A 23,425-nucleotide genomic window follows, 5' to 3' on the forward strand; every position below is an offset into this window, starting at 1 on the left:
CGAGCCACGATTCCGCATGCAAACAAAAACAAACGGGAGGAGTTTGCCATGTACCGTCGTCAATTGCTTCTTGCCGCTGGGGCCCTCGGCCTCAGTACCCTCGTGCTCACGCCGGCGGCCCTTGCCGCCGACGCGGCGCCGGATGTGGTCGCGGCCTATGTCGCAGCCTGGAACGCCCACGACCCGGGCAAGGCGGCCTCCTACTTCGCCGATGATGTGACCTATTACGACGCGTCCGTCGGCAAGCCTATAACTGGGAAAGATGCCGCCAAGACCGGCGTCATCGACAATTTCCTGAATGCGGTCCCGGACGCAGTCTGGACCATGAAGGGCGATCCCATCGCCGCCGGCGACAAGGTGTCCTTTGAATGGGAGTTCTCCGGCACCAATTCGGGCGCCTGGAGCGACGGCACGGCTGCAACCAACAAGAGCTTCAAGCTCACCGGCGCCTCGGTGTTCACCGTGAAGGATGGCAAGATCGCTGCCCAGAGCGACTATTACGACGCGCTCGGCTTCTACAAGCAGCTCGGGTTGATGCAATAGGCGGGGCCTGCGTCTCGACGCCTCGACGGCCGCAAGCTCCGGCTTGCGGCTTCTCGCATCTTTTGCCGACAAATCATGACTACAAAACTCATAAATGACTTGCGTCAGCAAAAATCTTGAGTAACACAATCAGCTTATGAGTTTCTGACTGCGCTCATAGGTGTCGCATGCTTGCAGGACGGCGTTCTTTCACGGCTGTGTTCCCGATCGGGCGCATTCGCGCGCGGGTGGCGCCATGACGGCTGGCGTTTGCGAACCGGTCGTCGCGACCGGCGGTCCCAAGGCGCTGTCGGCGGCCTTTGCCGGCACCCATGCCTGGTGCAACGAGAAGATGGTGCTCTCGGACGAGCTCTCCGACGGCATGGCGCTGCCGGACTTCTTCGCTTCCGGCGCCTTCGACAGGGCGCTCGACGTCTACACCGAAAAATCCGGCGCCAGCGATAGGCGCGCCGTCGCCTCCATCTGGTCGCTCTATTATTTCTCCAGCCTCACCATCCCCTATCTGGTGGCACGCGTACTCGATCATCAGGTGCTGCCCGTCGCTTTCGACGAGATGAAGGTGGCGCTCGCTGAGGATGGCCTGCCCCGGACTTTCGGCGTCGCGACATCTGGCAATTGGCAGGAAGCTGACGATAGCGACGTTTTCGCCACGCTTGGCCCCCTGATGCACGGACATTTGCGCGAGGTGGTCGGCTACCTCAAGTCTGTCGGCGGCATCGCCCCGAAACTCGCCTGGAACAATGCGCTCGTCTATATCGACTATGCGCTGCGCGCCTCCGGCATCGAGCCGCTGAACGCCCAGGCCGACGTGCTGATCGGCAACAAGTCGATGCCCGACGGTTCGCCCAATCCCTTCTTCGATTGCCTGCGCCACGAGGAGGAAGACGGCGCCCGCGTTTGCCGCCGCAAGATCTGCTGCCTGCGCTACCTGCTGCCCGGGGTCCCCAGTTGCGGCAGTCTCTGCGCCCTCCCCAGCCAAAGGAACCAATAGGCTTGCTTCATCGCTGCATTCTCCCGGCCGCCCGGCGGCTCATGCTCGTTCTCTTCTCCGCTCTGACGCTCGCGACCGCAGCCCGCGCCGAAGGCCAGTGGCCGATGACCGTCACCGATGCGGTCGGTCGCGAGGTGACGATCCCGGCAAAGCCGAAGGCGATCCTTCTCGGCAGCGGCTTCAACCTCGTGGCCCTGTCGCTGATCCATCCGGATCCCGTCGGCCTGCTCGCCGGCTGGTCCGGCGACATGAAGGGCGACAATCCGGAGATCTACGAGAGCTTCCGGCGGAAGTTCCCGGCGATCGCCGACGTGCCGCAGATCGACGACGGCACCGGCCCGGGCCTCTCCTTCGAGACCCTGCTGACGGTGAAGGCCGATCTCGCGCTCCTCAACAACTGGCAATCCGATACCGAGTCCGGCAAGCGCGCCATCGAATATTTGACCGGCATCGGCGTGCCGGTGATCGTCGTCGACTTCAACAACGACGCGCTGACCGGCACGCCGCGCATGATGCGCCAGCTCGGCAGGATCCTCGAACGGGAGGAACAGGCCGAGGCCTTCGCCCGGTTTTACGAGGACAGGCTGGCGCTGATCCGGTCACGCATCGCCGCCAAGCCGGAGCCGCGCCCGCTGGTGCTGATGGACGCCTTCCCCCAGGCCGACCGCTGCTGCTGGGCCTATGGCACCGGCGGTCTCGGCGAGTTCCTGACGATGGCGGGCGGCCGCAACATCGCCGAAGGCGTCCTGCCGCGGCCGGGCGGCACGGTCAACGCCGAGGCGATCATGGCGGCAAATCCTGATATCTACATCGCCACCTCGTCGCCCGGCGGCAAATACGGCACGCTGTCGATCGGCCCCGGCGTCAGCGAAGACGAGGCGCGCGAGACGCTCGCCCGCACCATCGAGGCGCCGGCGCTCGCGAGCATCCGCGCCGTGCAGGAAAAGCGTGTTCACGGACTTTGGAACTTCTTCAACGCCATCCCGCTCAACATCGTCGCCGCCGAAGCCTTCGCCACCTGGATCCGGCCGGACCTCTTCGGCGATCTCGACCCGAAGAAGAGCCTTGCCGAAATCAACGAACGTTTCGCCGCCGTCCCGTTCGAGGGCAGCTACTGGGTGGACCTGAAGCCGGCGGACTAGCATCCGCTTTGCCTCCCCCGAAACATGACCCATCCCTGGTTCGCCGGAACCGGCGGCTGCTGCCTATGGTCGCGTGTTGTCAGCCGTCGGGCACCCTATATAAGTGTCGTCACGGCCTTGCCTCGTCACGGCAAGGCCGTCTAACGCTTTGATCGGCTGCATGGTTTCCCTCTTGCATCGAATCCGATTCAAGGAATGATGCGGTGAGGAGGATCTGGATGCTTTGGTTGGTCGCGTTACCGCTGTGTCTTGTCGTTGTGTATCTGGCCGCGCGCTTCAGCCGTTTTCGCCAATGGGCGGAACCCATCCTCTCGGTTGCCGTGGCGGTCGGCCTGCTTGTCGCCTTCATCATCTGGTTCGGCGATCGCGACGGCCGCAAGCCCGTAGCACCCGAGCCGACCCAGACGGCGCAGCCCGCGAGCCTAACCACCACCGACATTGCATTGGATGGACTGACCTTCGAGCAAAGCCAGCCGGAACGAAGCTTCCGGCTGCGCGGTACGGTGACGAACAAGGGCCAAACGCTGCTCGAATATTTCCGCCTCTCCGTCACGCTGGAGGATTGCCCGGGTGACGCCTGCCAGACGATCGGCGACGATGCGGCCCTCATTCTCGCCCGGGTGCCGGCCGGCCAGAGCCGGCCATTCGAGACCTTCCTCACCTTTCCGAACCGCGAAGGCCAGAGCCTGACGGCGCCGAAATGGACGACCGAGATCGTCGAGGTCCGCGGCACAAACCGGTGAACAGCGCGTCCGGTGCCCGGAATGCGACACAATTCCGGCGGAAACCCGCTTCACAGTTTTTCAGGAATCGCTTGTGAACAGCGCGCGCTCGGCGATTTCGACAGGAGAGTGGGATATCCTAGGCGGCGTCCGGACGGCGTAAGGCTTCGACGAAGGCAACCGTCGACGTCACCTCGGCGAATTCGGCGCGCAGGGTCGCGACATGGGCCCGGTGAATGTCCCGGGCAGCGATTACCGTTCCGTCTCCATCCGGCTGATCGAAGCAGTCGCACGCATCCTCGACGAGGATCATGCGGTAGCCGAGATTGGCGCCGACGCGCACCGAGGTGGAGACACACATGTCGGTCGAAATGCCGAAGGTAACGACTGTATCGACGCCGAGACGCCGAAGCCTGAGGTCGAGATCGGTACCAATAAAGGCTGCGTTGACGCTCTTGGTGACGAGCGGTTCGCCGGTCTGTGGCTCGAAGCCGGGCCTAAAGGCATTGCCGGGTGCACCGGGTCCAAGCGTCGAGCCCGGCATGACGCTGTCGTGGCGGACATGGATCACCGGCCGGCCGGCCGCGCGCCAGGCGGCAAGCAGGGTGAGACCGTTCCGGTCGATATCGGCATTCCAGCGTCGCGGCCAGGGGGCACTGTCAAAAGCCTGTTGCATGTCGATCGGCAGCAGCACAGCATTGTCGGGCACGACTGGTATTTTCATGGCAAAGCTCCTTCGTTGCGAGAAGGAAGCTATCTGTCCTGTCGTCCGGTTTCACTGGACAAAATGGCGCCAAACCGGACAATTGTCCGGACTTGGCGCAAAAGGAGATACAATTTGACGGAACTCGACGACAAGGATCGGCTGCTGTTGGCAGCGCTTCGCCAGGATTCGCGCCAGAGCCTGGTAGCGCTCGCCCGACACGCCGGCCTCTCGCGCAGCGGCGTGCATGAGCGCCTGCGGCGGCTCGAAGCCAAGGGCGTCGTCGCCGGCTACACGATCCGCCTCGGCGTCGAGGACAAGAACCCGACGGTCAGGGCGCTGGTCGCCATCTCGTTCCAGTCCGGCAAGAATTGCGACCATATCGTGCCGCATCTTTCCGCCATGACGCCTGTCGTCACCTGCTGGTCGCTCGCCGGTGCCACCGACCTGATGGTGCTCGTCGAGTGCGCCACGAACGGCGACCTCGACACGATCCGCCGGCAAATCTCCTTGATCCCGGGCGTCGCCACGGTGCAGACGCACGTGGCGCTCCGGACCCATTTCGACCGGCGGGATTAGGCGAACCCCCTCGCCCCGAACCGGTGCGAGGATTGGGCCTCTCGACGAAACTCAGCAGTAGATCTGGAATTTTTCGCGGATCGCCCGATCGATCTCCGGTGCGATCACCGAGGGTGCAGCTTCCGCCAGAATGCGGTTCTTCTTCTCGATCGCCTTTGCCACCAGATCCGGTCGGCCGATCTCCACCCATTCCTTCGGGCTCGTGCGGTCGGCGACGGCCGGATAGATGTATTCCGTCTGCATCAGCCCGAGCGTCTGCGGATGACCGAGATAGTGGCCGGGGCCATCGAGGCAGACCGAGCGCATGGTTTCGAGCGAGACGGAGTCCTCTGTGACGTCGATGCCGCGGATGCAGCGCTGCACTTGCCCTAAGAGATCGTCGCCGAGCACCAGCGACTCCAGGCAGAAGCCGAGCAGCGAGGCGTGCATGCCGACGGCCTCGTAGACCATGTTGAGCCCCGAGAGACCGGCCATGACGTTGGAGATCGCTTGTTCCCAGCCGGCCTGCATGTCCGGCAATTTCGCATCGGCAATGCCGGCGGCGGCGCCACCCGGCAGACCGTAGAACTGGTGCATCTGCGCGCAGCCGGCCGTCAGCAGCGCCTGTTCGCCGGAGCCGCCGGACATCGCCCCGGTGCGAAGATCCGAGACGAAGGGCCAGGTGCCGAAGACCGCCGGATGCCCCGGCGACATGGCATTGACATAGACGACGCCCGCCAGGCATTCGGCCACCGCCTGCACGATCGCGGTCGCAAGCGGCGCCGGTGCGGTGGCCCCCGCCTGGCCGGCCGAGAGCAGCAGGATCGGCATGCCGGCGCGGATGCACTTCTCCATGGTGATGCAGCTTTCCTCGGCGAACTTCATCGGCGGAACGACAAAGCAGTTCGAGTTGGAAACAAAGGGCCGCGCCCGCCACTTGTCCTCGCCGCCGGCGATCATGTGGATGAGATCGAAGCAGCCATCGACATGCGATGGATCGGAGAAGCTCGTGCCGACATGTTTCGTCGTGCCGGCGCAGCAGGCATAGAGCGTGTTGACGTCCATCAGGAAGTTGTCGGCGACATCGCGGCAGACCATGGCGCGCTGGAAGAAATGCACATTGTCGAGATGATGCACGAGCTGCGCGGCGTTCAACAGGTCCTTGGCGGTGGATTCCCGATACTCGCGCTTCTCGACGTCGACGATGTGCACCGCCGCACCCGCCGTACCGTAATAGACGCGCGTGCCGCTGAGTTCGAGATCCTGCTTCGGGTCACGGGCGTAAAGCGTGATGTCGCGCGCGGCGATCGCAAGCATGTCCTCCACCAGCGCCCGCGGAAAGCGGATGCGTCCGTCATCGCCGAGGATGGCGCCGGCGCCGGTCATGATCTCGATGCCCGATTTCGGTGCATTGGCAAGGCCGATCTGTTCCAGCGCATCGAGCGCGGCCTCATGGATGCGCCTCACGCCTGCTTCCGTCAGCGGCTTGTACTGCCCACCGGAAAGACCGGGGCGGACCGGCCGGATATTTTCGGCAAGCGGTGCGGCGCGAAGCGCCACCCGCGCCGCCCGTCCCCCGGACCGTCTCGAAGCCACAACTGCGCAATCGTCAGCCATTGTCTTGTCTCCCAATGGGGCGGGTGTGTTTTTCGCCCCTTATCCGCGCGGTGAGAGAAGCGCCCCTCATCCGCCTGTCGGCACCCTCTCCCCGTTTTGACAGGGGGATTCGCCGCTCCCGCTCGTCCCCACCGCTCAGGGAATGAGACCGTTGTTCATTCAGATTGCCGCCTCGCCCAGCTTTGGGCTGGAGGCCCGCCCCGTCTCGTTCTCCCCGTCTGCGGGGAGAAGATGACCGGCAGGCCGGATAAGGGGCAACTTTCGCCCTACATTCGCACCCGCTCGGCCCGCGGGTCGTACATCGGCTTTAGCGACGCCTCGGCCTTCACCCGCGTTCCGGCGATCTCGATCTCGAAGCGCGAGCCGAGCACGTCGTCTGCGCTCTCCCCTTCCGAGGGCACATAGCCGAGGCCGATTGCGCCGCCGAGGTGATGGCCGTAATTGCCTGAGGTGATCGTGCCGACGATCTTGCCGTCGCGCACGATCGCCTCGTTGTGGAAGAGCAGCGGCTCGGGATCGGCCAGCCGGAACTGCACCAGCCGGCGCGCGAGCCCGCGATTGTGCTTGGCGAGCACCGCTTCGCGGCCGATGAAATCACCCTTGTCGGCTTTGACCGCGAAGCCGAGCCCGGCTTCAAGCACGTGATCCTCGTCGGTGATGTCGTGGCCAAAATGGCGGAAGGCCTTCTCGATCCGGCAGCTATCCAGCGTATGGATGCCGCAGAGCTTCAGCCCCAGATCCTGCCCCGCCGCTTCCAGCGCCTCGAACACATGCGCCGCCTGGTCGGTCGAGACATAGAGCTCCCAGCCGAGTTCGCCGACATAGGTGACGCGATGCGCACGGGCCAAGCCCATCCCGACCTCGATCTCGCGCGCCGTGCCGAAGGGATGGGCGGCATTCCCGAAATCGTTGGGGCTGACCCTCTGCATCAGCTCCCGCGCCTTCGGCCCCATGACGCAGAGCACGCTTTCGCCGGCGCTGACATCGGTGACCACCACGAACTCATCAGTGAGATGCTTGCGCAGCCAGGCAAGGTCGCGCTGCAGCGTGCCGCCGGGAACGACCAAGAGGAAGGCGGTTTCCGAAAGGCGCGTCACCGTCAGGTCGCTCTCGATGCCGCCGCGGGCGTTCAGCATCTGGGTGTAGACGATGCGGCCAGGCTCGACATTCATCTCGTTGGCGCAGAGCCGCTGCAGGAAGGAAAGCGCGTCGCGCCCCTCCACCCGGATCTTGCCGAAGGAGGTCATGTCGAACAGGCCGACGCCATTGCGAACGGCGAGATGCTCGTCCCTTTGGTTCTCGAACCAGTTCTGCCGCTTCCAGGAATAGCGGTACGCCCGCTCCTGGCCTTCTTTCGCAAACCAGTTGGCGCGCTCCCAGCCGGCGACTTCGCCGAAGACGGCGCCGCGGGCTTTCAGGTGCTCGTGCAGTGGCGAGCGGCGCACGCCGCGGGCCGTCGCCATCTGGCGATAGGGGAAGTGATCGGCGTAGAGCAGCCCGAGTGTTTCCGAGACCCGATCTTTCAAATAGGCGCGGTTCTTCTGGAACGGCTGCGCCCGGCGGATATCTACCTCCCAGAGATCGAAGGGCGGCTCGCCATCGTTCATCCATTGCGCCAGCGCCATGCCGGCGCCGCCGGAGGAAACGATGCCGATCGAATTGTAGCCGGCCGCCACCCAATAGCCCTTCACCTCGGGCGCTTCGCCGAGATAGTAGCGGTCGTCGGGCGTGAAGCTCTCCGGGCCGTTGAAGAAGGTATGGATGCCCGCCGTTTCCAGCATCGGCATGCGGTTGACCGCCATCTCCAGGATCGGTGCGAAGTGGTCGAAATCGTCAGGCAACTGGTCGAAACAGAAGTCCTCGCGAATGCCGTCCATACCCCAGGGCTTGGCCTTCAGCTCGAAGGCGCCGACCAGCATCTTGCCGGCATCTTCCTTGTAGTAGGTGCACTCGTCCGGCACGCGCAGCACCGGCAGGCGCGTGAGGTTCGGGATCGCCTCGGTGACGATGTAGAAATGTTCGCAGGCGTGCAGCGGCACGGTGACGCCCGATTGCCGCGCGAACTCCCGGCCCCACATGCCGGCGCAGTTGACGACATTGTCGGTCTCGATCGTGTAGGTCTCGCCATTCTGCTCGCAGGTCACACCCGTCACCCGGCCATCCTTCTTTAGGACGGACGTCACCTTGACGCCCTCGATGATGACAGCACCGTTCTGGCGGGCACCCTTGGCCAGCGCCATGGCAATGTTGGCCGGGTCGCACTGGCCGTCGAGCGGCAGATGCACCGCCGCCTTCACATCCGAGGTGTTGAGGTGCGGATACATCGCCTTCACCTCGTCGGGCGTGATCTCGCGTACGTCGACGTTGAAGGCGCGCGCCAGCGAGGCCTGACGATAGATCTCTTCCTTGCGCTCTTCCGTCAACGCGACGGTGATCGAACCGTTCTGGCGCATGCCGGTGGAAATGCCGGTCTCAGCCTCGAGCTTGACGTAGAGGTCGGCCGAATATTTCGCCAGCCGCGTCATGTTCTGCGAGGCGCGAAGCTGGCCGATCAGGCCGGCCGCATGCCAGGTGGTGCCCGAGGTCAGTTGCTTGCGCTCCAAGAGCACCACGTCGGTCCAGCCAAGCTTGGCGAGGTGATAGGCGACCGAACAGCCGGAAACGCCGCCGCCGATGATGACCGCACGGGCTTTCGAGGGAATGGGCTTCGTCATGCGCGCAGTCTTTCGTTGGAGGGATCCCAGAGCGGCTGATCCGCTTCGACCGTCGCCTTGAAGCGGTCGCCGAAGATCTCGACCTCGATTTCCTTGCCCGGCACGGCAAGATCGGCGCGCAGCATGCCGAGCGCGATCGACTTGCCGACGCGGTAACCCCAGTTGCCGGAGGTCGTCTCGCCGACAACCTGGCCGTCGGACCAGAGTGTCGACATGTAAGGCGCGTCGCAGCCGTCGGCGGCAACCGTCAGCGTCACGAAACGCTTGGAACCCCCCTGCTGCTTCTCGCGCTCCAGCGCCGCCTTGCCCTTGAAGCCGGGTTTCGACCAGTCGACGAAGCGTTCGAGCCCACCCTGCAGGATGGTGTAGTCGGTGGAAAGATCGCCCTTCCAGGCACGATACCCCTTCTCGATGCGGAGGCTATCGAGCGCCTCCATGCCGAAAGGCTTCAACCCGTGCTTCTGCCCGGCCGCCCAGACGGCGTCGAAGATCGTGGCGGTATCTTCAATCTTGGTGTGGATTTCCCAGCCGAGTTCGCCGGCGAAGGAGACGCGCACAAGCTGGCAATAGCGCCCGGCGATCTCAGCCGTCTGATGCGTGAGCCAGCCTTTGGCAAGATCGGCATCGCTGACTTCCGCAAGGATCGCGCGCGACTTCGGGCCGGTGAGGATCTGGCAGGAGAAGGATTTCGTCACGTCGTCGATGGTGAAGGCGGCCTCGGCCGGCCGGTGCTTCGTCAGCCACTCGAAGTCATGCCATTGCGCCGTGGCCGCCGTGATCAGGAAGAAGAAGTCCTCGTCGATCATCATGACAGACATCTCGGTGACGATCCGGCCCTTGTCGTCGGCGAAATAGGCAAGACCGATGCGCCCGGGCTTCGGCACACGGCCGGTGATCAGCCCCGAAAGCCAGGCGGTCGCCCCCTCGCCCTTCACCCGGAAACGCGAGAAGCCCGGCAGGTCGAGAATGCCCGCGGCGTCACGCACGGCCAGGCACTCCTCCTCGATGCGCTTCGCCCACGGCCCTTCGCGCCCCCAGGTCTGCGTCGCTTCCTCGGAGGTATCGTCGCCAGGCTTGGCGTACCACATGGCCCGTTCCCAGCCGTTGTAAGGCTTGAACTGGGCGCCGAGAGCGGCAATCCGGTCGTGGATCGGCGAGAGTTTCTTGCCCCGCCCTGCCGGCCAGTAGTGCTTCGGGAAATGCATCGCATATTCATGGCCGTAAATCTCCATGCCCTTGGCGATGCAGTAATCCTGGTCGGTATAGTCGGTGTAGCGACGCGGATCGCAGGACCACATGTCCCATTCGGTCTGGCCCTCGGTGATCCATTCTGCCAGCACCTTGCCGGCGCCGCCCGCCTGGCAGATGCCGAAGGTGAAGACGCAGGCCTCGAACGCGTTCGGCACGCCCGGCATCGGGCCGATCAGCGGGTTGCCGTCGGGCGCATAGGGAATCGGGCCGTTGATGATCCGCGACAGCCCAGCCGTGCCGAGGATCGGTACGCGTTCGACCGCATCGTTCAGGTACCATTCCAGCCGGTCGAGGTCGTCGGGGAAGAGCTGGAAGGAGAAATCCTCCGGCATCGGATCGTCGGGCGTCACCCAATGGGCGCGGCAGTTGCGCTCGTAGGGCCCGAGATTCATGCCGTTCTTCTCCTGGCGGAGATAGTAGGAGCTGTCGACGTCACGGAGCAGCGGCAGCTTGTGGCCAGCCTCCTTCGACCAGGCGGCAAGCTCCGGGATCTCGTCGAACAGGATATACTGATGGCTCATCACCATCATCGGCACGTCGCGGCCGAACATCTTGCCGACCTCGCGGGCATAGTAGCCGGCGGCATTGACGACATATTCGCAGCGGATCTCGCCCTGCGGCGTCGAAATCACCCACTCGTCGTTCTCGCGCCGCGCCCCGGTCACCGGACAGAAGCGGATGATCTTCGCGCCCATGTCGCGCGCGCCTTTCGCCAGCGCCTGCGTCAGCTGCGCCGGATCGATGTCGCCGTCATAGGGATCGTAAAGCGCACCGGTCAGCTCGTGGGTTTCGAGGAACGGATAGCGGGCACGCATCTCGTCGGGCGAGAGAATGTCGAGGTCCATGCCCTGGTAGCGCCCCATGCCGACGACGCGCTTGAATTCCTGTAGGCGCTCTTTGGAGTGGCCGAGCCGGATCGAGCCGGTGACGTGATAATTCATCGGGTAATCGACGAGCACGCCAAGATCGCGATAGAGCGAGGCCGAATAGCGCTGCATGTTCATGATCGACCAGGAGGACGAGAAGGTCGGCACATTGCCGGCCGCATGCCAGGTGGAACCCGCCGTCAGCTCGTTCTTTTCCAGAAGCACGCAATCGGTCCAGCCCGCCTTGGCAAGGTGGTAGAGCGAGGAAGCGCCGACCGCTCCCCCGCCGATGATCACGACACGTGCGTGCGACGGCAAATTCGACATCAGTAGTTCCCTCGTTTTGGCCAAATTCTTGCCGGTGAAGAAGGGCGCCATCAAGCGAAGGAAACAGGCTTTATTGATCGACGAATTCGATTAGATTGGAGCAATCTGCAACGGGAGAGAATGGCATGCAGGTAGAGCTGATCGAAACCTTCCTCGACCTGATGGAAAGCCGCTCCTTCAACCGCACCGCCGAGCGGTTGAACGTCACCCAATCGACCGTCTCGCATAGGGTGAAGGCGCTCGAAGCCCAGTTCAACCGCAAGCTCTTCACCCGCAACAAGGGCGGCACGGTGCCGACGGCTGCGGGCCTGCGCTTTCTGGATTACGCAAAAGCCCTGCAAAACCAATGGCATGAGGCAACACGCGCGGTCACCAATGCCGGGGCGCTGGAGCGCTCGATGCGCCTCGGTATCCAGCACGATCTGGCGGAGGCTTTCGCCGGCGAATGGATGGCGGCGATCCGCCGGGAAATGCCCGGCATCGAGGTCTACATGGAGGCGGATTACTCCAACCAGATGAACCGCGATCTTGGCGCCGGCAACCTCGACCTCGCGATCCTCTACACCCCCCACTACCTGCCCGATCTCTACTATGAACGGATCGGCGATCTGCATTACGTGCTGGTCAGCACCGAAGCGCGCACCCTCTCCGAAGTCCGCTCCGAGAGCTATATCCGCTCGAGCTATTCGCCGACCTTCGATCGCGCCCACCGCCTGGCCCTGCCGCATCTCTCCGCGGCCCTCCTCTCCGCCGGGCAGAACATGGCGATCACCCGGCTGCTCGCAGCCCTCGGCGGCTCAGCCTATGTGACGGCGGCAGCGGCGGAGCGGCTGGCGGCGGATGGATCTGCCGCGCGGATACCGGATGCGCCGGTCATTGCCCAGACGGTCTATGCCGCCACCAGCCTTCGTACCCGTCACGCTCACCAGCATCGCAAGATCATCGCCGCGATGGGCGCACTGCTATCCGCTCTGCCGGTGCCTTCCGAGTCTCAATAGCGGCCCTTGAGCAGCACCTTCAAGCGCTCGGCGTCCGCCTCGGTGACACCAGGCGGCGCCACCACCTGCATCCAGGCGTCGATGTAGTGTTCCGGCGCATAGACGTGGCCGTAGCCGATCGGCGAGGTTGTCGCGAGCGCCATGTCGGCGAGCAGTTGGAACATGGTGACGACCGGGAACCAGCGCAGCGCCGGAGAGACATCGGCACCGCGCGGCGCCTTCATCCAGTCCGGTTCGCGGTAGAAGGAATGGGGATCGAAGAAGGTGATCGGGTCGCTCGCATATTGCAGGTAGACGATGCGGACATTGCCCCACGTCGCGCCCGGAAGTTCAAGCGCGTTCTCCTGGTTGGTGAAGCGGATAACCGAACCGTCGCGATAGAGCGGCCGCCACTCCGGCGAGCCCGGATTGCGGTTTCGCGTGATCTGCAGCCAGGTCTTCGTCGGAAACGGGGAGCCGACCCAGAGGGCCCCCTGGAAGGGATCGCTGATGATGTCGAAGGGATCGACCGACCCTTGCGAGTTCATCGAGCCGAGGCTGAGGCCATAGAGGTAGAGCCTCGGCCGCTTGTCCTTGGGCAAGGTCGTCCAGTAACCGTAGACGGCATCGAACAGCGCGTCCGCGGTCTCGGCGCCATATTCCGGCTCGACCAGCAGCGACAGCCAGCTCGTAAGATAGGAATACTGCACCGCAACGCTCGCGACGTCGCCCTTCAGCAGATATTCGAGCGAATCGAGTCCCGGTGGGTCGATCCAGCCGGTGCCGGTCGGCACGACGATCAAGAGGTTCGATCGCTCGAATCCACCGACGCGCTTCAGCTCTTCGAGCGCCAGCTTTGCCCGCTCCGTGGCGGTCTCGGCCGAGTTGAGGCCGGCATAGACCCGCAAGGGTTCTTTCGCGCCGCCGCCGAAAAAGGCGCCGATGTCCTTGGCTCCTGGGCCGGAGGCGATGAACTGGCGCCCCTGGCGGCCGAGCGCGTCCCAGGTCATCAGCGAGGCGCCGCTGCCGGTCTTTGAGGGATCGGTCGGCGGGGCGACGTCCGGGTCGATCAGGGCGTCGAGCCGCTGGAACGAACTGTCGGCCGCATGCAGCGCGAAGCGGAAGATAACGCCGTCGGCGGCCGACCAGAAGAGCGCCAGCGCCGCGACCACGCCGGCAACCTTCGCCAGCGGTCGGGTCAGCACATATTCGAAACGCCGGGTGAGAAACCGGAAGGTCAGCCGGAACAGGCGCGCGATGAGCACGATTGCGACGAAAACGAGGGCGGCGATCAGCCCGAGCTTGACCGGCTCGGCGCTTTCGACCGGAGCAAGCCCCATGATCTGACGCACGGTGTTCTGCCAGTAGGCGGTGCGCCAGAGGAAGGTGAGTGCGACGGCGATGCAGCCGAACGCGGCAAACACCTTCACCATGAGCCCGGCGCGCCCGCGGATTTCCGGGAGGTCGAGCAAGGACCAGATCCAGCGCAGCAAGACACCGATCGCGTAGCCCGCGCCAAGCGACAGGCCGGAGATCACCGCCTGCACGGCATAGGGCCGCGGGATCAGGCTCGGCGTCAGCGACATCGCGAAGAAGAAGACGCCGACAATCAGACCCGTCGTCGAGAACGATGCCGCGAGCGCCGAAAGAAAACGCGGGACCGGCAATCTCGACAGATGTGTCTCATGAAGATGTTCCATGGCGTCGGGTCCCACTTGTACTGACACTGTCACCGGAACGGCCGTGGGTCGTTCCGCCGGCGGCAATGTCGCCTTCCACTCGTGTCCAGTCAATCGCCGCAACCGGAAGACGCGCGGACGCAAGCTGGTCTTGGCCGGTCGCCCCCCTCAGGCCCGGGTGACCTCTACGGGTGTCTTCATGATGATTTCGCGGTGCGGGAACGGGATCGAAATACCCGCCGCCTTGAACGCGTCCCAAAGCGCGATCAGCACCTGGCCGCGAATGTTGGTCAGCCCGTTGCTCGGATCGGAAATCCAGAATCTGAGCTTGAAATCGAGCGACGACGAACCGAAGCCGGTCATCCAGCAGACCGGCTCCGAGTGGCTGCTCGCAACCCGTGGGATCGATTTGGCCGTCGCGATGGCGATGCGAGCCACCTCGTGCGGGTCGCTGTCATAGGAGGTGCCGAAACTGACCTCGATGCGGACGAAGTCGCTGGAAAAGGACCAGTTCACCACCTGCTGCGAAATGAAGTCCTCGTTCGGAATGAGGTATTCCTGGCCGTCCCTGGTGATGACGGAGACGAAGCGGGAACGCAGGTCGCGCACGGAGCCGAAGGTATCGCCAAGCGTGATCGTGTCGCCCGGCTTTATCGATTTGTCGAGCAGGATGATGATGCCGGAGATGAAGTTGGAGACCACCTTCTGTAGACCGAAGCCAATACCGACGCCGACCGCCCCGGAAAAGACCGTCAGCGCCGTCAGGTCGATACCGGTTGCGGAGAGCGCAATCGCACCGGCAAAGCCGATTAGCACGATCTTGACCAATTTGCTGATCAGCACCTTGAAGGAAGGCGTGAGATCCGCTGACCGCTGTATCCAGTGCGCCGAGACGTTGCCGGTCAGCACTGCAAGCCAGATCAGGGCGGAAGAAAGCACAATCGCTTTCAGGACGAGCAGCAGCGAAAGACGAACCGCGCCGAGATTGACCGCAACGCCATCAAGCGTCGTCAGGATCACGCGGTCCAATCCGACTGCGTAGAGAGCAAAATAGATCCAGCCCACGACAGCGGTAACACGCGCCAGCATCTGGTTGCGGATGATCCGCGTGAGGACCGAGATGACAAACCACGCCGCCGTCAACGTCAGCGCGGTCGACACCAGCCAGCGATAGGAAGGCCAGCCGAAGCGCAATATCATCCCGTCGGCGATCCAGAGCCAGACGATCAGAAAGAGCCACCGCAGCCGCCGCATGAAGGCGATGATGACGCGCAGCAAATCGGGATTGCCCTTGATCATGCGGGCACGGGCTTCGACCAGCGGCTCTACCCGCCTTGCCAGCGCGCCGCAGACCAGGTAGCCGGCAACGATGATGGCAAGCTGATAATACGTCCATTCGTTCAGCAGGACCGTCCGCAACCAGGAAGCGGCGGCGTCGAACGCCTCTACGAGATCCATCGTCTCTCTCCGAGAGAGCCAGGCGTCCGACCGAGCGTATGGAGGACGCCCTAATCCCTTGAATCTAGGGCGTCCTTGACACTTTCAAAGCCGCCACGCGCAGCCATTGCGTCGGGATCCCTCGAGCTCGAATGCCCCCGCAAGATCCGTCGTAATCGCAACACCATGGCAGAAGCTCGAGAAAGTCGAACGTCTTCAAAGATTTATTGCGTGATGGACGTTAGATCCGCCGCTCCTTGATCGTGTTCATGACGAAGCTCGTCTCGATCGAGGCGACGCATTTGAGCCGCGCGATCTTTTCCTTGATGAAGCGCTCGTAGTGGTCGAGCCCGGCGCTCATCACCTTCAGCACATAATCGCGTGAGCCGGTGACCAGATGGCATTCGAGCACCTCGTCCCAGCCGCGCACCGCCTCCTCGAACATGACGATCTCGTCCTCGTGCTGGCGGCTGAGCCTGACGGTGGCAATCGCGGTCATCGTCCAGCCGTCGATCGATGGATCGATCAGCGCCGTATAGCCTCTGATAACGCCGGTTTCTTCAAGCCGCCGCAAGCGGCGCAGGCAGGGCGAAGCCGAGAGCCCCACGCGCTCGGCAAGCTCGTTGTTGGTGAGACGGGCATCGGCAACAAGCTCCTTCAAAATTCTGCGATCCGTCTCGTCGGCAATTTTCTGCGCCATATCTTTTCTTTCCAGCCAAATCTTTGCTCAACTCAAGGCGATCCGGCCGGAAATAGCAAGGATCGATCCAAGCATCTGATATAATTTGCCTGTCAGTCGAGTCCGCTTCCTTCAGGAGACAAGTCATGACCGCACCGCATCCCTCCAAGACCCACATCGGAAACCACAAGCTGCATCCCGAAACGCTGATGCTGAACTATGGCTACGATCCGGAACTGTCGGAGGGCGCCGTCAAGCCGCCGGTGTTCCTGACCTCGACCTTCGTCTTCCGTTCGGCCGAAGAGGGCCGCGACTTCTTCGATTTCGTCTCCGGCCGCCGCGAGCCGCCCGCGGGTGTCGGCGCCGGCCTCGTCTATTCGCGCTTCAACCATCCGAACAGCGAGATCGTCGAGGACCGCCTCGCCGTCTACGAGCGTACCGAAAGCTGCGCGCTGTTCTCCTCCGGCATGTCGGCGATCGCCACCACCCTGCTCGCCTTCGTCAAGCCGGGTGACGCGGTGCTGCACAGCCAGCCGCTTTATGGCGGCACCGAGACGTTGCTCGCCAGAACCTTCCTCAATCTCGGTGTCTCGGCCGTCGGCTTTGCCGATGGCGTCAACGAGGCGGCCGTCAGCGCCGCCGCCGAGGAGGCCATGGCGAAGGGCCGGGTCTCGGTGATCCTCGTGGAAACGCCGGCGAACCCGACGAACAGCCTCGTCGACGTCGCCATGATCCGCCGCGTCGCCGATGCGATCGGCAGGAAGCAGGGCCACACGCCCATCGTCGCCTGCGACAACACGCTGCTCGGGCCCGTCTTCCAACGGCCGATCGAACACGGCGCCGACATCTCGCTCTATTCGCTGACCAAGTATGTCGGCGGCCATTCCGACCTCATCGCCGGCGCCGCCCTCGGCTCGAAGGCCGTGATGAAGCAGGTAAAGGCGCTGCGTGGCGCGATCGGCACCCAGCTCGATCCGCATTCCTGCTGGATGCTCGGCCGTTCGCTGGAAACGCTCTCGGTGCGCATGCAGAAGGCTGACGACAATGCCCGCATCGTCGCCGAATTCCTGCGCGAGCACCCGAAGGTCGAGCGCATCCACTACCTGCCCTTCCACGACGAGACCTCGCCCGTCGGCCGCACCTTCAAGGCCCAATGCACCGGCGCCGGCTCGACCTTCTCCTTCGACATCACCGGCGGCCAGGAGGCGGCCTTCCGCTTCCTCAATGCGCTACAGATCTTCAAGCTCGCCGTCAGCCTCGGTGGTACGGAATCGCTTGCCAGCCACCCGGCGGCCATGACCCATTCCGGCGTGCCGATCGAAGTGCGCCACCGCATCGGCGTGCTCGAATCGACCATCCGCCTGTCGATCGGCATCGAGCATCCGGACGATCTCGTCGCCGATCTCGCCAACGCCCTGGCGGTCGCCTGACATCCATGGCCTTGCCGCCGGTTCTCCGGTGGCAAGGCGTGATCGATTCTAATAGTTGAAACACGAGCGAGAACGTCGGCATTCGCGCGGGGTCAGATCCGGTGCCGGACGTCGCCTCCAACGAATTTTAAGTCCCTATAGGCCCGCAAGGGCCTGAGCCGTGAGTAGCCGAGCTACCAAGCGGTACTGCTCGACGACGAAATCATCATTTGTGAACCATTCGGCATAGGGTGCCATTCGAACTCCCTTCGCTTCAGAATCCTTGATCTGGCTCTCGCCGGCGAACATTAACCGTTTGCCGTCCGATGAGCGAACCATCTCAGCGCTGACGGTCATTGCAATCCCTCGCCCATCGCCAATGGGAACGCTCAATGCATGGTACACGTTGATCTTCAGCTTGGCGGAAGCGCCTGATGCAGCGTCTGTTACGCGATATCCCTTGGTAATGAGGTCTTGCTTCGCCTGACTCTCGATGAGTTCGCGGAGGTTTGTGCGCGTGTCCACTATCTCTTGAAGACGAGAGGTAGCCTCTGCCACCGTGGTGGGCACTTTCCCAGAATTTGCATTTGCCTCACTTAAATTTGGCCCAAAGACAGAGGCTTTTGATAACTGCACAGGCTCCAAATAGACGGAGGCTAGGGCGGCCTTCCTCTGCGGATCGATGGTGGATGTGGCGCAAGCGGTAAGAGCCACCGCGACAAGGGCAATAAAACTGCGGCGAAGCAATGGAATCTCCAAATTTCCAGAGTTGATTCGCAATATTACAAAACAGGTTATTCGGGGAGCGCCGCAAATCACACACGTTAAGATGAACTGGTCGAATGGTGAGCCGCGTGCACTTCGGTCCGACCGACGCCGGAACCGCGAACCTCAGCGATAACGTTGATGGTTAAGCGACAAGCGGGAGCCGTTCAGGCGGCGTAGTTCAGGAGCATGAGCGCGTCGATGTGCAAGCTCAGCCACCCTGGCATGCGCTCAAGGGTCTAAGTGGGCTAGGCAAGGGATGCGCGCAGAAAACTGCACGCACTTTTCCTCGTCCCGCTCTAGATTTTAGTGCGTGAGAATGTTGACGATGTTGCCGAAGGGGTCGCGCATGAAGAAGCGCCGCACACCCCAGGGCTCGTTGGTGATGTCGTAGACGATCTCCGCGCCCGCCGCCTTGGCGCGCGCGTAGGTTTGGTCGACGTCGTCGACTTCGATCGAAAGCACCGGCACCGGCGTATCGTTGCCGCCCTCACTGGCGATGCTTAGCTGCGGCATCGCGGCCTTGCCCTTGGCGGCGAAGGTCAGGATCCAGCCGTGATCCATCACCACGTCCAGTTCCAGCAGGTCGCCATAGAAGGCGCGCGCCGCCTGCGGGTCCGGGGCGTAGAGGTTCGAGACGATACGCTTGACGGTCATGGTTTTCCCTTTTTCGCGGCGTGCCCGCGCTCACAGGTTGTTCTGCCGTTGATGATGCAGCCTATACTGCCCGCCAATTGCGTCCGTTTGAAGCGGAAACCGCGTCTCGCCTTACAGCACCGACAACGCCTTTGGGTTGGCGCGAGCAAGCGCCGCTCGCACCAGTGAGGCCGCCGCCTTGCCGGCTGCCTCCATGTAGCCGGCGTCACGATGCAGCAGCACCACGGCAAAACTGCCGTCGAGAAGCAGCAGGATCTGTTTCGCCAGCAGGGCGGGTTCGGACGCCCCGGCATCGGCAAGGGTCTCGGCCATCCAGACCTCGAACTTCTTCTTGTGAGCGGCACCGATACGGATCGCCGGATGCCCCGGCATGTTGGCAAGTTCGGCGGAGGTACGCAGGAAGCCGCAGCCTTTCCACTTCGGATGGCGCGCCGCCCGCGCGAGGTTGACGAAGATCGCGTCAACCTTCGCCGCCAGTTCGCCTTCGGCCTCGGCGAACCACTTCTGGAAGAGTTTCAGATTGGGCTGGTCTCGGCCTTCGAGATAGGCCGCGATCAGATCGTCCTTGCTGTCGAAGTGGTAGTAGAGCGTGCGCTTCGTTACCCCCGCCTCTTCGGCCACCGCGTCGACGCTGACGGCACGGATGCCCTCGGCATAAAAGAGCCTTGCCGCAGCGGCGACGATCACATCCCGGGTCGATTTCTCTGCTTTCGCCATCACGATGTATACCGACTAGTGAATATACATGACATCTTCCCTCACCTAGCCTCCCCGCGTCAACCACTGCCGGAGAACAACCATGTCCAATACCGTGCTGATGCAGATTTCCGAGGGGATCGCTCACCTGACCCTCAACCGCCCGGAGAAACTCAACGCGCTGAATTACGAGCTGATCGACCACCTCATGGTCCTTCTCGACATGATCGAGGTGAACGACAATGTCGGCGCCGTGATCATCACCGGCGCCGGCGACCGCGCCTTTTCCGCTGGCGGCGATATCCATGAATTTTCCGAAAGCGTGGCCAAGGGCGTGAACCCCGCCGTGCGCGATTTCGTCCGCCGCGGCCAACGGCTGACGGCCCGGCTCGAAGCCTTTCCAAAGCCGGTCATCGCCGCCGTCAACGGCATCGCCTATGGCGGCGGCTGCGAGATCACCGAGGCCGTGCATCTGGCCATCGCCAGCGACAGGGCGCGCTTCGCCAAGCCCGAGATCAAGCTCGGCATGCCGCCGACCTTCGGCGGCACCCAGCGCCTGCCGCGCCTTGCCGGCCGCAAGCGCGCGCTCGAACTCCTGTTGACAGGAGAGGACTTCTCGCCCGAGCACGCACTGGAGATGGGGCTCATCAACCGGGTTGTCGCCCATGAGGCGCTGATCCCTGCGGCCCGTGACCTGGCCAGGCGCATCATGGGCTATTCGCCACTTGCCGTTCGCTCGATCATCACCGCCGTCACCCGCGGCCTCAACATGTCGATAGCGGAGGGGCTGCTGGTCGAGAGCGAACAATTCGCCCAGATGGTGCCGACCGACGATCTCTCGGACGCGCTTGCCGCCTGGAAGGGACGGCGCGTCCACGAGGACGGCCCGACACGCTGAGCGTCTCGTCAGCACGGCAAACGGCGGCACGGCGCGAAGGCCTTGCCGCCGCTATTCGTCAGGCGCGGGCGAAGCCGAGGATGAAGAGCGCCAGCGAGCCGATCGAGGCGACGGTACGCACATGGTTCCAGCAGACCCAATCGGTAAGATAGCGCTGCTGCCAGAGATCGGCCGCCGCCTGGCCGGGTGCCGCAGCGGCGAGCGCATCGTTCATCGGCACGTTGAAGATGATCGTTACCAGGAGCACGCCGACGACATAGGCGATGCCACCGGCCGCGAGCAGCCACCTGCCTTCACCGCCCGAGAGGAAGGCCATGACCACCAGCGCCAGGCCGATCAGCGCCGTGCCCATGAAGGCGCTGAGGAAGATCGGGTTCTGGATGACGACATTGATCGCGTTCATCGCGGCGATCCCCTGCTCCGGCGGCAGCCGCGACAGGGCCTGCATGATGCAGACCGAGAAGATGAAGAACAGGCCGGCCATCAGGCCGGAACCGATGGCGGCGACGAAGGCCAAAGCGGGAATCAGCGGGATCATGCGGCGATACTCCAGACACCGGTTGCTGCGGTTTCCCGGGCATAGACGGCGAAGTCGCGCGGCCGGCGCAGAAGCACGCGCTCGATATCGGACGTCAGGCTGGAATTGCGCCCGTCGAGCACGGACGAGAAGAGATAGCGGATGAGTTCGACATAGTCATCCGGCAGCCCCTCGGCTCGCATCTGCGCCACGAAATCCGCAAGCGGCACGGACCGGTAGCCGATGGGCCGCCCCGATGCCGCGGCGATCTCCGCGACGGCCTCGGCGAAGGTCAGCAGCCGCGGCCCTGTCAGTTCGTAGATCTTGCCGACATGCGCGTCGTCGAGGAGCGCAAGCACGGCGACATCGGCGATGTCATCGGCGCTGACAAACGGTTCGGTGACCGCGTCCGGCGGCAGGTAGATCATGCCGCCGCGAACCGCATCCATCAGGAAGGCTTCGCTGAAATTCTCGAAGAACCAGCTCCCCCGAATGATCGTCCAGTCGGCGCCCGATGCCTGCAATTCGCGTTCGGTCGCCTGCGCCGCGTCCTCGCCGCGCCCCGAAAGCAGCACGAGGCGCTTGATACCGGAACGGACCGCAAGCGCGGAAAAGCGGCGGATCGCCTCGACCGCGCCGGGCACGGCGAGATCCGGCTGATAGCTGACATAGATGCGCTCGACATTCTCGAGCACCGGCGCCCAGGTCGTCTCGTCGTTCCAGTCGAAGGGCGGCTTGGCCGAGCGCGCGCCGATGCGCACCGTGACACCCTTGGCGCGCAGCCGCTCCGCAACGCGGCGCCCCGTCTTGCCCGTACCACCCAGCACCAGTGTAACCTTGCCAGACATGATCTTTCCTCCTGGTTTTAAATATGAGTAATCCTCACATTTGCAAATGTGATAAATCCTCGTATTTTGGGAGTCAAGACAAAATGTGAGGATTACTCATGATTGAGCCGACAGGCACCCTGCCGATTGCAGGCGACGACGACACTGCGCTGCGCCGCACGCCCAGCCAGAAGCGCAGCCGGGAGCGCGTCGAGCACATCCTCACCTGCGCCTCCGTGCTCATCGCCGAGAAGGGCAGCGATGCCATGCGCATGAGCGAAGTGGCGGAAAAGGCAGGAATTTCGATCGGATCGCTGTATCAGTATTTCCCGGACAAGGCGGCGATCGTGCGCACGCTCGCCGAGCGCTACAACGCCTATTCCCGCGAGTGCATCGAGGGCGAATTCGCCAAGGTGACGTCGATGGCAGAACTGCGCGACGCCTTCGGCGCGCTCTTCGATACCTATTACGACATGTTCCTCGCCGAACCGGTGATGCGCGACATCTGGTCGGCGATGCAGGCCGACAAGACGCTGAGACAGATCGAACTGGAAGAAAGCCGCATGACCGGCCGTCTGCTCGCCGATGTCCTCGCCCGGCTCCAGCCGCAACGCCCACGCGCTGCGATCGACGAGGCCGCGTTCCTGATCATGTATCTCGGCGAATGCACGATGCGGCTCGCAATCTCGGTCGACCGCGCCGAGGGCAACCGCATCGTCGAGGCCTACAAGCAGATGATCCTTCGCGATTTTGTCGCTGATGAAGCGGCCGGCGGCGCAGGCTCAATTGACAACGCCATGACACGCTCATAATCATCAGGGATCGATTGGTTCCCGAGACGCGAACGTGTGTCGGGAGTAAACGGGAACGTGACGGATGGACCCAAGCTGGGCATTCAAATCACGGCCGACCCCGCGACTGTAGAGCGACGTCGATCTTGCCGTTCCGGAGCGATCCGGGAGAAGCCACTGGAAGAGACCCCGAGAGGGTGGTCGGACTGGGAAGGCGAGGCAGATCCCGGGCATTCCGCCCAGCGCCGTGAGCCAGGAAACCTGCCACTCGATACGGGCATAGGGCCCACACCGGGAATTTCCCGATGCCATCACGGAGGTTGTCATGGCTACGTCTACTATTTCGAGCACCCCGCTCTCCCTCAGCGATCGTCTGACCGCTGGCGTCATCGCGCTTCTCATCGGCGCATTCCTCGTCTTCGGCGCCGGCCTTGCCAATTCGGCCGTGCTGCACGACACCGCGCACGACACCCGCCATTCCTACGGCTTCCCCTGCCACTAAACGATGTCTCGGAACGTAGCTCACGTTCCGCATCCACGTGTCTGCGGACCTGAACGCATCCGGCCTGTGCCGGATGTCGGTGTTTGTGCATGCCGGTTCGTCCGGCACACCAGGTTCATCCGCACGGCAGAAAGAACGAAAAGGCTTGCAAACCACG

General features: G+C 63.4%; 22 protein-coding genes and 1 riboswitch. Of the genes, 10 read left to right on the forward strand and 12 right to left on the reverse strand.

All coding sequences use genetic code 11. The annotated features are described in order from the left end of the window. The first annotated feature begins 48 nt into the window (after positions 1-48). The 4 genes from AC1Z3V_RS30585 (at position 49) to AC1Z3V_RS30600 (ending at position 3,419) form a co-directional block, all read left to right on the forward strand. Positions 49-543: an ester cyclase gene (locus AC1Z3V_RS30585; protein ID WP_483503733.1), complete on the forward strand. Its 495-nt coding sequence runs from the start codon at positions 49-51 to the stop codon at positions 541-543. Positions 544-778: 235 nt separating this feature from the next. After that, on the forward strand, positions 779-1,534 hold the full coding sequence (gene fhuF / locus AC1Z3V_RS30590) for a siderophore-iron reductase FhuF (protein WP_483503735.1): 756 nt from the start codon (positions 779-781) through the stop codon (positions 1,532-1,534). 41 nt (positions 1,535-1,575) lie between these two features. Further along, positions 1,576-2,676 carry an ABC transporter substrate-binding protein gene (locus AC1Z3V_RS30595; protein ID WP_483504183.1) on the forward strand — a complete coding sequence of 367 codons (1,101 nt, stop codon included), beginning with the start codon at positions 1,576-1,578 and terminating at the stop codon, positions 2,674-2,676. A 218-nt stretch (positions 2,677-2,894) separates the two neighbouring features. Next, entirely contained in the window at positions 2,895-3,419 is a 525-nt protein-coding gene (locus tag AC1Z3V_RS30600; protein WP_429806391.1) for a hypothetical protein, read from the forward strand. A 118-nt stretch (positions 3,420-3,537) separates the two neighbouring features. Here AC1Z3V_RS30600 and AC1Z3V_RS30605 read toward each other — a convergent pair whose 3' ends face one another. After that, positions 3,538-4,122 carry a cysteine hydrolase family protein gene (locus AC1Z3V_RS30605; RefSeq protein WP_483503737.1) on the reverse strand — a complete coding sequence of 195 codons (585 nt, stop codon included), beginning with the start codon at positions 4,120-4,122 and terminating at the stop codon, positions 3,538-3,540. A 114-nt stretch (positions 4,123-4,236) separates the two neighbouring features. Between AC1Z3V_RS30605 and AC1Z3V_RS30610 the strand changes: the two genes are divergently transcribed. Then, entirely contained in the window at positions 4,237-4,680 is a 444-nt protein-coding gene (locus tag AC1Z3V_RS30610) for an Lrp/AsnC family transcriptional regulator (protein WP_429806387.1), read from the forward strand. Positions 4,681-4,731: 51 nt separating this feature from the next. Here the strand turns inward: AC1Z3V_RS30610 and AC1Z3V_RS30615 are convergent, their stop codons facing one another. From AC1Z3V_RS30615 to AC1Z3V_RS30625, 3 genes are all read right to left on the reverse strand, one after another. Beyond that, positions 4,732-6,276, reverse strand: a complete 1,545-nt coding sequence (locus AC1Z3V_RS30615) for a trimethylamine methyltransferase family protein (RefSeq protein ID WP_483503739.1) — start codon at positions 6,274-6,276, stop codon at positions 4,732-4,734. A 266-nt stretch (positions 6,277-6,542) separates the two neighbouring features. Then, positions 6,543-8,990 carry a GcvT family protein gene (locus AC1Z3V_RS30620; RefSeq protein WP_483503740.1) on the reverse strand — a complete coding sequence of 816 codons (2,448 nt, stop codon included), beginning with the start codon at positions 8,988-8,990 and terminating at the stop codon, positions 6,543-6,545. Next, on the reverse strand, positions 8,987-11,434 hold the full coding sequence (locus tag AC1Z3V_RS30625; RefSeq protein ID WP_483503742.1) for a GcvT family protein: 2,448 nt from the start codon (positions 11,432-11,434) through the stop codon (positions 8,987-8,989). Before AC1Z3V_RS30625 ends, AC1Z3V_RS30620 begins: the two co-directional genes overlap by 4 nt. 125 nt (positions 11,435-11,559) lie before the next feature. On the opposite strand from AC1Z3V_RS30625, the gene AC1Z3V_RS30630 reads away from it, so the two are divergent. Continuing rightward, positions 11,560-12,432 carry a LysR family transcriptional regulator gene (locus AC1Z3V_RS30630; protein ID WP_483503744.1) on the forward strand — a complete coding sequence of 291 codons (873 nt, stop codon included), beginning with the start codon at positions 11,560-11,562 and terminating at the stop codon, positions 12,430-12,432. Here AC1Z3V_RS30630 and AC1Z3V_RS30635 read toward each other — a convergent pair. The 3 genes from AC1Z3V_RS30635 to AC1Z3V_RS30645 form a co-directional block, all read right to left on the reverse strand. Then, positions 12,426-14,111, reverse strand: coding sequence for an alpha/beta hydrolase (locus AC1Z3V_RS30635; protein WP_483503746.1), 1,686 nt, complete (start codon positions 14,109-14,111; stop codon positions 12,426-12,428). The genes AC1Z3V_RS30630 and AC1Z3V_RS30635 overlap by 7 nt on opposite strands. 147 nt (positions 14,112-14,258) lie before the next feature. Continuing rightward, the gene (locus tag AC1Z3V_RS30640) at positions 14,259-15,548 is read right to left on the reverse strand and encodes a mechanosensitive ion channel family protein (RefSeq protein WP_483503748.1); all 1,290 of its coding nucleotides are present in this window, start codon (positions 15,546-15,548) and stop codon (positions 14,259-14,261) included. 220 nt (positions 15,549-15,768) lie between these two features. Then, entirely contained in the window at positions 15,769-16,227 is a 459-nt protein-coding gene (locus AC1Z3V_RS30645) for an Lrp/AsnC family transcriptional regulator (protein ID WP_483503750.1), read from the reverse strand. Positions 16,228-16,352: 125 nt separating this feature from the next. On the opposite strand from AC1Z3V_RS30645, the gene AC1Z3V_RS30650 reads away from it, so the two are divergent. After that, positions 16,353-17,636 carry a cystathionine gamma-synthase family protein gene (locus AC1Z3V_RS30650; protein ID WP_483503752.1) on the forward strand — a complete coding sequence of 428 codons (1,284 nt, stop codon included), beginning with the start codon at positions 16,353-16,355 and terminating at the stop codon, positions 17,634-17,636. Between the two features lie 135 nt (positions 17,637-17,771). On the opposite strand, the gene AC1Z3V_RS30655 is transcribed toward AC1Z3V_RS30650, so the two are convergent. From AC1Z3V_RS30655 to AC1Z3V_RS30665, 3 genes are all read right to left on the reverse strand, one after another. Next, entirely contained in the window at positions 17,772-18,362 is a 591-nt protein-coding gene (locus AC1Z3V_RS30655; protein WP_483503754.1) for a YajG family lipoprotein, read from the reverse strand. A 324-nt stretch (positions 18,363-18,686) separates the two neighbouring features. Further along, positions 18,687-19,037: a VOC family protein gene (locus AC1Z3V_RS30660; protein ID WP_483503756.1), complete on the reverse strand. Its 351-nt coding sequence runs from the start codon at positions 19,035-19,037 to the stop codon at positions 18,687-18,689. 111 nt (positions 19,038-19,148) lie between these two features. Further along, positions 19,149-19,754, reverse strand: a complete 606-nt coding sequence (locus AC1Z3V_RS30665; RefSeq protein ID WP_483504184.1) for a TetR/AcrR family transcriptional regulator — start codon at positions 19,752-19,754, stop codon at positions 19,149-19,151. A gap of 82 nt (positions 19,755-19,836) precedes the next feature. Between AC1Z3V_RS30665 and AC1Z3V_RS30670 the strand changes: the two genes are divergently transcribed. Further along, positions 19,837-20,631, forward strand: a complete 795-nt coding sequence (locus AC1Z3V_RS30670; protein ID WP_483503758.1) for a crotonase/enoyl-CoA hydratase family protein — start codon at positions 19,837-19,839, stop codon at positions 20,629-20,631. Positions 20,632-20,689: 58 nt separating this feature from the next. Here the strand turns inward: AC1Z3V_RS30670 and AC1Z3V_RS30675 are convergent, their stop codons facing one another. Next, the gene (locus tag AC1Z3V_RS30675) at positions 20,690-21,169 is read right to left on the reverse strand and encodes an anthrone oxygenase family protein (RefSeq protein WP_483503760.1); all 480 of its coding nucleotides are present in this window, start codon (positions 21,167-21,169) and stop codon (positions 20,690-20,692) included. Next, positions 21,166-21,996 (reverse strand): NAD(P)H-binding protein, encoded by an 831-nt coding sequence (locus tag AC1Z3V_RS30680; RefSeq protein ID WP_483503762.1) that lies wholly within the window; start codon positions 21,994-21,996, stop codon positions 21,166-21,168. The genes AC1Z3V_RS30675 and AC1Z3V_RS30680 overlap by 4 nt, the downstream gene beginning before the upstream one ends. 98 nt (positions 21,997-22,094) lie before the next feature. Between AC1Z3V_RS30680 and AC1Z3V_RS30685 the strand changes: the two genes are divergently transcribed. Together AC1Z3V_RS30685 and AC1Z3V_RS30690 are read left to right on the forward strand one after the other, a co-directional pair. Beyond that, on the forward strand, positions 22,095-22,787 hold the full coding sequence (locus tag AC1Z3V_RS30685) for a TetR/AcrR family transcriptional regulator (RefSeq protein ID WP_483503764.1): 693 nt from the start codon (positions 22,095-22,097) through the stop codon (positions 22,785-22,787). Further along, positions 22,786-23,049: riboswitch (cobalamin riboswitch) on the forward strand. Its footprint overlaps the gene before it by 2 nt. Positions 23,050-23,091: 42 nt before the next feature. Next, positions 23,092-23,268: a CbtB domain-containing protein gene (locus AC1Z3V_RS30690; RefSeq protein ID WP_173517316.1), complete on the forward strand. Its 177-nt coding sequence runs from the start codon at positions 23,092-23,094 to the stop codon at positions 23,266-23,268. The last annotated feature ends 157 nt before the right edge of the window (positions 23,269-23,425 follow it).

It is taken from the genome of Ensifer sp. 38_S197 (genome assembly GCF_056924495.1).